Annotated in this window: 9 protein-coding genes, 17 tRNA genes and 2 rRNA genes; 26 read left to right on the top strand and 2 right to left on the bottom strand. The window is 41.6% G+C overall.

Annotation, left to right across the window (positions count from 1 at the left end):
* The 23 genes from FQV30_RS15780 to FQV30_RS15890 form a co-directional block, all read left to right on the top strand.
* Window positions 1-90: ribosomal RNA gene (locus FQV30_RS15780) — 23S ribosomal RNA — on the top strand; the annotation flags it as partial.
* Between the two features lie 119 nt (window positions 91-209).
* Window positions 210-325, top strand: a 5S ribosomal RNA gene (rrf, locus tag FQV30_RS15785).
* Between the two features lie 13 nt (window positions 326-338).
* Window positions 339-413 (top strand) — tRNA-Asn (locus FQV30_RS15790).
* Window positions 414-419: 6 nt separating this feature from the next.
* Window positions 420-509: transfer RNA gene (locus tag FQV30_RS15795), tRNA-Ser, on the top strand.
* 24 nt (window positions 510-533) lie between these two features.
* A tRNA-Glu gene (locus tag FQV30_RS15800) sits at window positions 534-608 on the top strand.
* 18 nt (window positions 609-626) lie between these two features.
* A tRNA-Val gene (locus FQV30_RS15805) sits at window positions 627-702 on the top strand.
* A 130-nt stretch (window positions 703-832) separates the two neighbouring features.
* A tRNA-Met gene (locus FQV30_RS15810) sits at window positions 833-909 on the top strand.
* Window positions 910-912: 3 nt separating this feature from the next.
* Window positions 913-988, top strand: a tRNA-Asp gene (locus FQV30_RS15815).
* Window positions 989-1,005: 17 nt separating this feature from the next.
* Window positions 1,006-1,081: transfer RNA gene (locus FQV30_RS15820), tRNA-Phe, on the top strand.
* Window positions 1,082-1,096: 15 nt separating this feature from the next.
* Window positions 1,097-1,172, top strand: a tRNA-Thr gene (locus FQV30_RS15825).
* 7 nt (window positions 1,173-1,179) lie between these two features.
* Window positions 1,180-1,263: transfer RNA gene (locus tag FQV30_RS15830), tRNA-Tyr, on the top strand.
* A gap of 7 nt (window positions 1,264-1,270) precedes the next feature.
* A tRNA-Trp gene (locus FQV30_RS15835) sits at window positions 1,271-1,344 on the top strand.
* Window positions 1,345-1,363: 19 nt separating this feature from the next.
* A tRNA-His gene (locus FQV30_RS15840) sits at window positions 1,364-1,439 on the top strand.
* A gap of 42 nt (window positions 1,440-1,481) precedes the next feature.
* Window positions 1,482-1,557, top strand: a tRNA-His gene (locus tag FQV30_RS15845).
* Window positions 1,558-1,566: 9 nt separating this feature from the next.
* Window positions 1,567-1,638 (top strand) — tRNA-Gln (locus tag FQV30_RS15850).
* 6 nt (window positions 1,639-1,644) lie between these two features.
* A tRNA-Gly gene (locus FQV30_RS15855) sits at window positions 1,645-1,719 on the top strand.
* A 7-nt stretch (window positions 1,720-1,726) separates the two neighbouring features.
* Window positions 1,727-1,800, top strand: a tRNA-Cys gene (locus FQV30_RS15860).
* 10 nt (window positions 1,801-1,810) lie between these two features.
* Window positions 1,811-1,892 (top strand) — tRNA-Leu (locus FQV30_RS15865).
* A gap of 214 nt (window positions 1,893-2,106) precedes the next feature.
* The gene (locus FQV30_RS15870) at window positions 2,107-2,610 is read left to right on the top strand and encodes a DUF4188 domain-containing protein (protein ID WP_370512408.1); all 504 of its coding nucleotides are present in this window, start codon (window positions 2,107-2,109) and stop codon (window positions 2,608-2,610) included.
* A gap of 948 nt (window positions 2,611-3,558) precedes the next feature.
* Complete coding sequence (locus tag FQV30_RS15875) at window positions 3,559-4,176, top strand: DUF47 domain-containing protein (protein WP_146501112.1); 618 nt, start codon at window positions 3,559-3,561, stop codon at window positions 4,174-4,176.
* 14 nt (window positions 4,177-4,190) lie between these two features.
* Window positions 4,191-5,189 carry an inorganic phosphate transporter gene (locus tag FQV30_RS15880; protein ID WP_146495154.1) on the top strand — a complete coding sequence of 333 codons (999 nt, stop codon included), beginning with the start codon at window positions 4,191-4,193 and terminating at the stop codon, window positions 5,187-5,189.
* A gap of 118 nt (window positions 5,190-5,307) precedes the next feature.
* Window positions 5,308-5,389, top strand: a tRNA-Leu gene (locus tag FQV30_RS15885).
* A gap of 84 nt (window positions 5,390-5,473) precedes the next feature.
* Entirely contained in the window at window positions 5,474-6,025 is a 552-nt protein-coding gene (locus FQV30_RS15890; protein WP_255473521.1) for an FAD-dependent oxidoreductase, read from the top strand.
* Between the two features lie 95 nt (window positions 6,026-6,120).
* Here FQV30_RS15890 and FQV30_RS15895 read toward each other — a convergent pair whose 3' ends face one another.
* Window positions 6,121-6,648, bottom strand: coding sequence for a hypothetical protein (locus FQV30_RS15895; protein WP_146501114.1), 528 nt, complete (start codon window positions 6,646-6,648; stop codon window positions 6,121-6,123).
* Between the two features lie 323 nt (window positions 6,649-6,971).
* Here FQV30_RS15895 and FQV30_RS15900 point away from each other — a divergent pair, with 323 nt between their 5' ends.
* Entirely contained in the window at window positions 6,972-7,499 is a 528-nt protein-coding gene (locus FQV30_RS15900) for a DUF6241 domain-containing protein (protein ID WP_146501115.1), read from the top strand.
* Window positions 7,500-7,637: 138 nt separating this feature from the next.
* On the opposite strand, the gene FQV30_RS15905 is transcribed toward FQV30_RS15900, so the two are convergent.
* Window positions 7,638-8,000 carry a cupin domain-containing protein gene (locus FQV30_RS15905; RefSeq protein WP_222434333.1) on the bottom strand — a complete coding sequence of 121 codons (363 nt, stop codon included), beginning with the start codon at window positions 7,998-8,000 and terminating at the stop codon, window positions 7,638-7,640.
* A gap of 443 nt (window positions 8,001-8,443) precedes the next feature.
* Here FQV30_RS15905 and FQV30_RS15910 point away from each other — a divergent pair, with 443 nt between their 5' ends.
* Together FQV30_RS15910 and FQV30_RS15915 are read left to right on the top strand one after the other, a co-directional pair.
* Window positions 8,444-10,006: a response regulator transcription factor gene (locus FQV30_RS15910; RefSeq protein WP_146501117.1), complete on the top strand. Its 1,563-nt coding sequence runs from the start codon at window positions 8,444-8,446 to the stop codon at window positions 10,004-10,006.
* The gene (locus FQV30_RS15915) at window positions 9,966-11,756 is read left to right on the top strand and encodes a sensor histidine kinase (protein ID WP_146501118.1); all 1,791 of its coding nucleotides are present in this window, start codon (window positions 9,966-9,968) and stop codon (window positions 11,754-11,756) included. The genes FQV30_RS15910 and FQV30_RS15915 overlap by 41 nt, the downstream gene beginning before the upstream one ends.
* The last annotated feature ends 74 nt before the right edge of the window (window positions 11,757-11,830 follow it).

Consider the following 11,830-nt stretch of genomic DNA (forward strand, 5'->3'; position numbering starts at 1 on the left):
CCCTCAAAGACGATGAGGTAGATAGGTTCGGGGTGGACGCGTGGCGACATGTGCAGCTGACGAATACTAATCGATCGAGGACTTAACCAAATCTGTTTCGTTTCAACCGTCGTGTATCCAGTTTTGAAAGAACAAAAAAAGTTTTTTAAAAAAAGCTTGTAATACCAACCAGAATTGGTATAATAAATCTTGTCTTTCAAAATAATTGGTCTGGTAATGATGGCAAAGAGGCCACACCCGTTCCCATCCCGAACACGGAAGTTAAGCTCTTTTGCGCCGATGGTAGTTGGGGGTCTCCCCCTGTGAGAGTAGGACGTTGCCAGGCTGATCAATATTATTCCGAAGTAGCTCAGTGGTAGAGCACCGCACTGTTAATGCGATGGTCGTAGGTTCGAATCCTACCTTCGGAGCCATCTTTTGGAGAGCTGTCCGAGTGGCCGAAGGAGCATGATTGGAAATCATGTAGGCGGGCAACCGTCTCAAGGGTTCGAATCCCTTGCTCTCCGCCAGATATAACTCTCTACATACATAATGGCCCCTTGGTCAAGCGGTTAAGACACCGCCCTTTCACGGCGGTAACACGGGTTCGAATCCCGTAGGGGTCACCATTATTTTTCTTAAAAGTTGGAGGATTAGCTCAGCTGGGAGAGCATCTGCCTTACAAGCAGAGGGTCGGCGGTTCGATCCCGTCATCCTCCACCATTTTCTTTCGATACATAAACAGATTGAACAAAGTGGTATCAATGAAAGTTACATCGATGCAGGCGCAGCCAAAGCAGATGTCCATTGCGAAACAAGCGCAAGAGAAACAGCTTATCATCATTAATATTGTCGCGGGGTGGAGCAGTTCGGTAGCTCGTTGGGCTCATAACCCAAAGGTCGCAGGTTCAAATCCTGCCCCCGCAACCAAATGGTCCCGTGGTGTAGCGGTTAACATGCCTGCCTGTCACGCAGGAGATCGCCGGTTCGATCCCGGTCGGGACCGCCATTTTTTCTTACATATGTGGCTCAGTAGCTCAGTCGGTAGAGCAAAGGACTGAAAATCCTTGTGTCGGCGGTTCGATTCCGTCCTGAGCCACCATATTTTTAACTCCATGCCGGAGTAGCTCAACTGGTAGAGCAACTGACTTGTAATCAGTAGGTTGAGGGTTCAAGTCCTTTCTCCGGCACCATGTTTTCGGTGGGGTAGCGAAGTGGCTAAACGCGGCGGACTGTAAATCCGCTCCTTCGGGTTCGGCAGTTCGAATCTGCCCCCCACCACCAGTTTTATAGGGGCATAGTTTAACGGTAGAACAGAGGTCTCCAAAACCTCCGATGTGGGTTCGATTCCTACTGCCCCTGCCAATTTTTATCTTATATGATGGCGGTCGTGGCGAAGTGGTTAACGCACCGGATTGTGATTCCGGCACTCGGGGGTTCAATTCCCCTCGTCCGCCCCATGTTTTTACTTCAATCTAATAACTTATAAAAATAATAAAGTGGCGGTCGTGGCGAAGTGGTTAACGCACCGGATTGTGATTCCGGCATTCGGGGGTTCAATTCCCCTCGTCCGCCCCATCTTATTGTTGGGGTATAGCCAAGCGGTAAGGCAACGGGTTTTGATCCCGTCATGCCCTGGTTCGAATCCAGGTACCCCAGCTTTTTGCGGAAGTAGTTCAGTGGTAGAACGCCACCTTGCCAAGGTGGAGGTCGCGGGTTCGACCCCCGTCTTCCGCTCCAAAATTCTGGCGGCATAGCCAAGTGGTAAGGCATGGGTCTGCAACACCCTTATCACCGGTTCGAGTCCGGTTGCCGCCTCCATTATTATCTTGCCGGCGTGGCGGAATTGGCAGACGCGCACGACTCAAAATCGTGTTCCTTCTGGAGTGTCGGTTCGACCCCGACCGCCGGTATCCAACTGCAGATAAAGAGCTGCAGAAAAAAGACCCCTCACATTCAGTGAGGGGTCTTTTTTGTGTCCTCTGGGTTTTCAAAAAAAGCAAATGATGACACTAAGGCTGTTGGAATGACCAGAGAATCAAAAAGTTATCAAAAGGAATGGACAAAGTAATAATCAGGTTGAATAATGTAGTTACTTAAAGGTGAGCCGAAAAAGCAGGAAATAATATGACACATGAGAAAGAGGGCGAAAGCATGGGAAAAGTTGTGAAAGGAAGATACACTGCTGAGAGTGAAGATTCCTTTGTGATCTTTGTCATTGGTTTTCGTATCAATAAATTATGGGCTATACACCATTGGTTTCCTCTTATTATTCAAATGCAGGGAATGATTAATGAGTTGTATCGAAACAAAGAATTAGGGTTTTTAGATATGAAGTTTTTTCTTAGTTGGAAAGGCATAACTTTGATTCAGTATTGGGACTCATTCGAACAGCTTGAGCATTATTCAAAACACGGAGCTTTACACTTAACGGCATGGAAAAACTTCAATCAGAAAATAGCTAAAGGAAATAAAGTAGGTTTTTACCATGAAACATATATAGTTGAATCTGGAAATTATGAATCAATTTATATCAACATGCCAGTATATGGACTAGCTCGTGCTACCAACCATATTCCAATTAAAGGCCGAAAAGAAACGGCAAAAGGGCGTTTGCAAAAATCTTTATGAAATATGAAGAAAAAAACTTTTTTATTTTAAAAGGTAGCAGCAAAGATATTAATTGCTTTTTTAAATATATACAATCAATTTCCATAAGCCTTCAATGTTGTCATTGACCAACATTGAAGGCTTATTTTTTATTCCAAAAAGTTTGCCTCTATGTTTAATAATACGGGCATTGATGAGCATTCTAATACGACGGACTCTGGGGTGTTTTAACAGTTACTGTTTAAATATGGAGCAGAACGCTAAATAACCGAAAGGAAGCAATTTTGTAAGGACTTTTAAAAAGACAACCAGATTAAAAACGGGCTTGCTTAGCTGAATCGAACTTATTGAAGATAAGATGAAAACGATTCATGTTTGAATCGGCCTTGTCTTAACGCGTTTTTTCGAAATTGAGAAAGGAATGCAAAATATTGGCTGGATCTTTGTTTTATGGAATCTGAAACCATCATATGGGCGATAAGCAAATGGGGTAGAATCACTTTTGATAAAAGCTGCAAGGTTTGGGAGTCTCATGGTTGAATAAGCTGTCGAAGCGGTCTTCTAAGCAGCCAATACATGCAAACAAGTATGAACTTTTATATTTTGTTGTTGAAGGGTTTAGTGCGCTTAGGGCATCGATCGGAGCTTATATTGATGCATTAGCATAAAGCCATCTGTGGTAATTTGAAACTTGGAGTGTATGGCCTGTTCAAGACTATAGATTCTGGATTTTAAAGCAACAGCCGTACTTGCGTAAATTCTTTTGTGCTTAAAGATAAAGAAGTAAAAAAACAGGATGCGCCTCTGTCATTTTATTATTAAAAGATATATTAAAAAAATATTTTTTCTGATAATACTGTAATGTTACGGATTTGTAAATTTTATAATAAGGTATTGTAAATCCCTGTTCTGGTAGGCTATTATTATCTAGCTTAATGTTTATCAATTAAAATAGCGGGGGTAAGAAAGATGGCTTTTAAAAAGCAGGATAAGTTCATAGTGCAGTTGGATAATATATCAAAAAACCTTAAGGAAAGCGCTGATTACTTTGCTGATTATAAATTGAGTGCAATCAGCGACTTGAAAATTTTCTCGGATACGATAAAGGATTACGAAACGAAAGGCGATTCTTTCGTTCATACGATTATCCAAGATCTTAACAATGCTTTTATTACTCCTATTGAGCGGGAAGACATCTTAGCGCTTGCAATGACGATGGATGATGTGCTGGATGGCTTGGACCATACGGCTTCACTGTTTGAGATGTATTCAGTTATTGATGCAGACAAATATATGCTGGAATTTGTAGAAGCGATCCGCAATTGCACTATCGAAATGCAGTTGGCGATTGACCTGTTGGCCACAAAAAAATTGCCGCGTATGAGAGAACATGCCATTAAAATCAAAGACTATGAATCACAATGCGATGTGACATTGCGCCACTCGATAAAGAACTTATTCCAGGTGGAGAAAGATCCTATCCGCATCATTCAATATAAGGAAATCTACGAAGAACTTGAAGAGATTGCTGACTCTTGCCAAAAAGTTGCAAACACATTTGAATCTATAATTATGAAAAACGCTTAAGGAGCACCTTGACGATGGATATGGTACTAATAATTACGGCATTGATTGTCATACTAGCAATCGCGTTTGACTTTATTAATGGATTTCATGATACGGCAAACTCGATTGCCACTGCAGTTTCAACAAAAGCTTTAAAACCGCGCCATGCAATTATGTTAGCGGCAGTGATGAATTTTGTTGGAGCTATCACTTTCACAGGTGTTGCTAAAACAATTACAAAAGACATTGTCGATCCATTTACTTTACAAAATGGTTCAATCGTTATTATGGCTGCTTTATTAGCTGCTATTACATGGAATTTGCTTACTTGGTATTATGGTATTCCAAGTAGTTCATCACATGCATTGATCGGCTCAATTGCAGGTGCTGCAATTGGTGCAGCAGGATTTGGAGCATTGAATTACGGCGGATTCCTTACTATCATCCAAGCGTTGATTCTTTCTCCAATCCTTGCTTTTGTGGCTGCTTATATTGTGTATAGCATATTCAAAGTGATTTTCAGAAATAATAACTTGTCGAAAACGAACAGAAATTTCCGGTTGATTCAAATTGCAACTGCGGCTCTACAATCATTTACACACGGTACAAACGATGCGCAAAAAGCGATGGGTATCATTACAATGGCTTTGATCGTAAACAACTACCAGACAGGTGATGATATACAGACTTGGGTCCAAGTTTCCTGTGCGCTGGCAATGGCGCTCGGAACTTCTGTAGGCGGATGGCGGATCATCAAAACTGTAGGCGGCAAGATAATGAAAATCCGCCCGGTCAACGGGGTGGCAGCTGATATTACAGGAGCTGCGGTTATCTTTGGTGCAACGTTCATCCACTTGCCGGTCAGCACGACCCATGTCATTTCTTCTTCTATCATGGGGGTAGGGGCGGCTCACCGCCTGAAAGGCGTTAAATGGGGAACAGCGCAGACAATGTTGGTTACATGGGTCATTACGCTCCCGATTTCCGGTACTTTAGCTGCTTTGTTCTACTACATTTTAAATTTCTTCTTTTAACCAAGAAAAATCGGTGCTGGGATTTTCCTCGCGCTGATTTTTTTATAGGAATATAACAAAAGCCCTTGGCGTAAAGCGGAAGATATGTTATATTTATAAGCGTTCGTTTAGCACATGCGCCGGCGTGGCGGAATTGGCAGACGCGCACGACTCAAAATCGTGTTCCTTCTGGAGTGTCGGTTCGACCCCGACCGCCGGTATATTTTACGATAGAAGAAAGGCCCTGACTTGACTGTTGGGGCTTTTTTCTGTTTAGGAATGTCGCTTTTGAAGATAATGTACATATCGTCACACCGGGAGCGGCTGCCAGAAAAATTTTGCCATTGATTGGACTCCAATTGCCTTTGCAGGAAATCAGGAACACCTTTTCATGGTTTGAAACAGATGAAAGCATCTATGCAGCGACTGATTTTCCAGCTTTTACATTTGAGCTGCCGGAAGAAACGTATTATGGTTTTCCGAGCATCAAGGGGGCTGGAGTAAAAATCGGACACCACGACGGAGGGCGCCCAAGAGATATGGAGAAGCCGATTGAGCCGTTTGGTGCGTATGAGCAAGACGAGCAGAATGTTGCCAGTTTCGCACAACAGCATTTGCCCAAGACAGGGAAGCATGGTTTAGGAAAGCCTTGTACCTATACAATTACGCCAGATGAAAACTTTTTCATCGATAACCATCCGGAGCATGAGCATGTAATCCTTGCCTGCGGATTCTCTGGCCATGGTTTCAAATTCAGCAGTGTGGTCGGGGAAATTCTTACCGACATGGTAACTGGAAACCGTCAGTCTAAGCGGGATTTAAGCCTGTTTTCCATAAACCGGTTCAATAAAGGATAAGGTGGAAATCTACATGCCAGTCCAATATAAAAAGCCCATGCAAAAAAGTTTCTTTTGCATGGGCTTTTTATGTTTCAATTCAAAGTACCATCCAATCATTTTGCATATTTGCAGCTTACCCGCTTGTTCTCAGGCTTGAACATGCCATCCGGATTCTTTTTGAAAAGCCATACGTGCAAGTCATAATGTTTGCCTTTAGAACCGTCATGGTTGGCCATCGGTCCTTGGAATTTTTGGCCAAATAACTTCGGTGTTTTTTTAGTCTCCTCTGCCGGTACATACCATTCTCCAGCCACTAATTTGTATTTGCCATTTTTCAGCGGCTCATACACTAAAATTTCTGGTTTTTTAATGTGAAGTTTCGCATCGTCTGCCCGGCTTGGTTTAATCAAGTGAATTCCCATGTTCGGTACGCAAGCTCCAGGTACTAATCCAGTAAAGCCCTCGTCCAGCGCAACATCAATATCACGATACTTCTCAAGAGCCTTTTTGCTGATTGCTAATTCTTTCCTCACGCTGTTCTTGTCGTCATCGTCATCATGGTGATGTGGGTGGGCACTAACAGTCGACATGGCAGAGAAAACGAGAAAAGCGGCCATAATGAAAACCAGAAACTTGTTCATTGCAAACCCTCCTTGATGATTATTTTTTATATGTATCAAGTATTTGCTTTTTTTTACTTTGAATTATATGCTCATTTTTGAAAATTACAATAGTAAAAAGTAGGCAAATATATTTATTTTCCAACAAATATTATTTGTCTTATAAGAGGATTTCAAAAGCGATATTGGCGAGTCTTCAAGCCTCAGAGAAAAGATTTCACTCCAAAACATTTCTACTGGCAGGTTCAATGGAAGGAGGTAAATATACTTATGGTTGAAAACCAGTAATTGGTAATTCATAATGGGAAGAGAAGATTAAAATCAGAGGCTTAGGAAGTGGGAAAATGAAAAAGACTTTATTGGCAAGTGGAGCTATTTTAGGGATTATTGCGCTGATCGGATTTGGCGGCTATTTGTACATTCAGCAATCATTCTCAAAAACAGCGGAAGAAGAAATAACGATAGCTGCTCAAGGCATCACTGAACAGGAAGGGGAGCCGGAGGTTGAAGAAGTGAGCAAAGAACCAATCGAGGGCGGCAACAAGGGGGATATGGATGAAAAGCGGATACAAAAGTATTTGCACCTTATGACGCACCAGAAAGTCGAAGCGAAGGAAAAATGGGGAGCCGTTGAAATGACGCCGGAAAACATTGAAAATCTGCTAACCATTGTTGAATCCAATCAAGGCCGGTATGAGAATGCCGCATATTATATAGAGGTGCTCACACAATGGCAAAAAGGGGATTTCGCCAACGCAGTGGAAGTCCACAACTATATCTGGCAATTGAACGGCGGAACTGTCGGCCGTGCAACAGGGCTATTGGATGCGGCAGAAGAGCAAATCTATATCAAGAAAAACTTCAAAGACTGACATGGAATTTTTCCCCATAGAAAAGAAACTTGAGGGATGTCCGTGAAACGGCTGTAATGCTCTGGCTTAGAAACCAGGAAAAGGAAAGGAGCTCCCCATTTGACCAGGAGCTCCTTTTCTGTTTTTCCCGATTAATATTCAAAGCGACTGCAGGTTGGTACGGGTTTTCTCGCTTGTTTGGTTGCCGGTATTAAGAGTGGTTTTCGGCTCGAAAAGCAGGGCATGAACTTCTTCTTGCGCAACCGGCTTGTGTTCCACCCCTTTTGGTATGATCAGGAATTCACCTTCTTCAAGCCAAACGTCCTTGTCCCTGAATTTAATGAGCAGCTTTCCTTTTACGATCAGGAACATTTCATCTTCTTGTTCATGCATATGCCAAATAAATTCATCTTTCAGTTTTACAAACTTCACCTGAAAATCATTGATCTCTCCTGCTATTTTAGGGCTCCAATAATCGTTGAAGAGTGAAAACTTCTCTTCGATATTTACTTTTTCCATCACGTTTCCTCCCTTGAATGTGTTTTCCTTTTCTAATTATAAGTCCTTTGTTCTTTTACAAAAAGTTTCAAGCCGCGCTTAGTATTCGAATAAAGGTTATATGCGGCATCAAATGCAGTGAATAACAAAATCAAAATCAGGAATTGGCACCCATCTTATTAGAAATCCGTTTTCTATGCCTTTAATTTATTGCTACTTACCAGAAGCAGCCAAAAGTGATGTTGTTAACTCTTCCTGCCATCGTTATACTTATAAGAAAAGTATCACACGCTAGCTTCTGCTTATATTTGATGCGTTGCCGGCTTAAGAAATCCTCTCGAGATGCAGATCTTAGGGAAGAGGAAGGCAGCTGATCGATCCAATGCAAAATATTTTTGGAAACGCTTGCATTTCGTATAGAAAAGAAGGTTTTGCTGCTTAAACTTTTATGCTTAGGAGGTATGTTCATGGAGGAGACTTGCAAAGTTCTTATCGTTGATGATGAGATGCTGATCAGACAAGGGATTATCAATTACATCGATTGGGAATCGGAAGGATTTCAAATCGTAGGAGAAGCTTCCAACGGCAAAGAAGCAATGCTAATGATTGAACAATATCATCCGCATATTGTGGTCACGGACATCGTTATGCCGATCATGGACGGGATTGATTTAGTAAGAGAAGGAAAAAAGGCTTTTCCCGATATAGAAATTATTGTATTAAGCAGCTTTGAAGATTTTGATTATGTACGTTCAACTTTCCAAAGCGGGGTGGCAGACTATATATTGAAGCCCAAGTTGAACGGGCCGGAATTGATAAAGATTTTAAACCGGGTAGCTGCTAAAATTCCAAATCTGAAGCAATCCGCTTTTTTGCCGGAGCCTGGGCGGTCGACTGAAGAGATGTTGGAAAATCTATTGATGGGATACGATTCTTCCTCAGATAAAACAGCTTTGGCGAATGTTTTTGCCAACAGCCATTTTGGATTGGCGGCGATTTTCGGGAAAAGGCACGATTCCCTTCAGCTAAAGGCAGCATTGAGTCGCCGCCTCCAAAATGATGCAGCAATTTTGCCGGTTTTATCGGATGAGGATGGTGCGACATTTCTCATCAACTTCAATCAGGGTCAGCTAGAAGCCATCAAACGGACCATCGAAATGCTTGCAGAAGAAGTTTCTGGCGCAACTTGGATTTTAAGCGAGCCGTTTGAATCGATCGATGACATGAAAAGGATTTACAACGACAGTCTTATGAAAATGAAAAAATATTTGTTTTATCTGCCAGACCATTCCGTATTGATCTATGATTGTTTACCGGCGGAAAACAAAAAGCAAATTCATTTTGATTTGAATCATTTTATCGATTTGTTCAAAGATCGGCTTTTCAACTCTGCATTTGCCTATCTGACGGATTATGTTGATCATTTATTGACACAGTATAAAAATGACAGCTTTGAATACAAAGCATTTTTAGGAAATATCATCTTCAATGTACTTGTTCTATTGGACAATATGAAGTACGAAATAGAAGATATAGAAAGAAAAAAATACAGCTATTTCTCCAATATTAACGAAGCGGCTAATGCCAAGGAGGCGCTAAGCCATTTCAATGAATTTATGGAAGGTGTACAAACGATTATTTTTTCACATGAAGCGGCTGGTGATCAGAACAATAATCTTGATAAGATGTTGAATTACATTGAACAGCATTATACGGAACCTCTGCGTTTATCAGAGATAGCCAACCATTTTCATTTTAATCCATCCTATCTTTCTACTTATTTCAGCAGCCATCATAAAGAGGGCTTTAGTGAATACTTGAACCGGGTGAGGATCAAGAAAGCGATGGAATTGCTGGAACACAGTACAGTCTCCATATCCAGCATAAGTGAAATGGTTGGTTATTCGGAACACAGCTATTTTTGTAAGGTGTTCAAAAAAATAACCGGGATGTCTCCAGGAAGTTATCGGAAGGAGTACCGTGTCCAAAATGCAGATGAAGAAACGAGTAATCCGATCGTTAAAAGATAATAATTTATTCATCAAAATGTTTTTGATAATGGTCATCAGTATTGTATCGGTATCTTTGCTGATTACCTTCAGTTCAATACGGGTATCCAGCAATTTGTTCATGGATACCTTCAGCATTACCAACACGAAGGTGTTGAACCAGATCAAGACCAGGTTCGAATCCTATAGTTACGCAATTGTCAGTGCCACGCATGAAGTCCAGAACAACGGCACTATCAAAAGGGTATTGACCCAAGAAGATGAAAACTCCATTGAAACATACACATCGTACCTCAATATCAAAAGACAGATGGAAAGAATATACCCGACTGTGGCGTCCTATGAAGCAAATATGATTGTGCTGGGAGAAAATGAACGATTGTTCAATATGAATTATTCAAATTGGCCAGTGTCCTGGAAAGGGCTGAAAAGCCATTCAATCACACACCTTACAGTGAGCGAACCGAATACACTGCAGTATCACTTTATTCCTTCCACTTCTTTTTCTGACAAACCGATGATTGTTGCTACAAAAGCACTGATGGAAAGGGGATCGGGCGAAATCTATGGAATGCTATACTTCCCGATCCGTGAAGAACAGCTGAAAGCGTTCTATGAAGGCTACACAAGCAAGGAGAATGAAGTACTGTTAATCAGTGATGCCGGAAAAATCGTTTCAAGCAATAAAGAAGAAATGATCGGCGTCAATGCTGATGATGTGTTGAATTTGGCAAAAGAAGTGGACGAAGAAGAACTTTCGTTCAAAGACGTGCGCGTTTTTGATACAGACTATATGCTAATGTCGGAATATCTTCCGACCTATGATATGTACCTGGTGAATCTGGTGGACAAAAATGTCGTGATGGACAGCTTGATAAATACGAAGGAAATTATCATGATCAGTGTCGGCATTGTCTTGATTGCCGTTCTTATTGTATTCTTGATTTCCCGGCGGATGACCAACTCGATCAGTAGGCTGGTCAAACAGATTTCCAATATCGCGAAACATGATTTCAACAAGCCGGTTACCGAAACAGGCGGATACGAAGCGAAAAAAATAGCGAATGCATTCAACTTCATGCTGAATGAGCTGCAGGAATACGTGGATATTGTTGTCCAGGCGCAGCAGAAACAAAGAAACGCGGAACTGAGTGCACTGCAGCATCAGATCAATCCGCACTTTCTATACAATACACTGGCTTCTGTTAAATTCATGGTCCAGCAGGGCAAGAAAGAAAAAGCGACGGACATGATCCATGCATTGATATCGCTGCTGCAAAATGCTTTAAGCAATATCGACCAGACGATAACGGTGGAGCAGGAAATAAAAGAATTGAAAAATTACGTGTTGATCAACCAATCCAGATATGGCGACCGGATCAAAGTCAATTATTTCATATCCCCTGACTGCCTGGATTATCACTTGCCGAAATTGATTCTTCAGCCGTTCATCGAAAACGCGTTTTTCCATGCCTTTAACGAGAAGAAAGAAGGATTTATCCAAATATTGATCGCGTTAAAAGGAGAGCGTCTTGTGTGTGAAATTGTGGACAACGGAGATGGAATGGAAATGAAGGGAAATTACATGAAAGAGGATTTCAAAGAAAAGCGCCATCTTTTTAGCGGCATTGGCGTGCGCAATGTGCATGAGCGGATCCAGTTGCTTTACGGGGAAGAATATGGGGTGGAGCTGACCAGTGCAAAAGGGCAGGGAACAAAAGTGAAAGTAGAGTTGCCGCCGCAAAAAGTTCAAGTCCTCTCTAAAATCTAATGATATTACAAGTATATAAGAAAAGTATAAGCTATCATCCGATAAGTTTGAAATATCTAAAAATAATCAAATAA

The sequence above is a fragment of the Planomicrobium sp. CPCC 101110 genome (assembly GCF_007859395.1).
In the GTDB taxonomy this organism is placed as follows: Bacteria; Bacillota; Bacilli; order Bacillales_A; family Planococcaceae; genus Planococcus.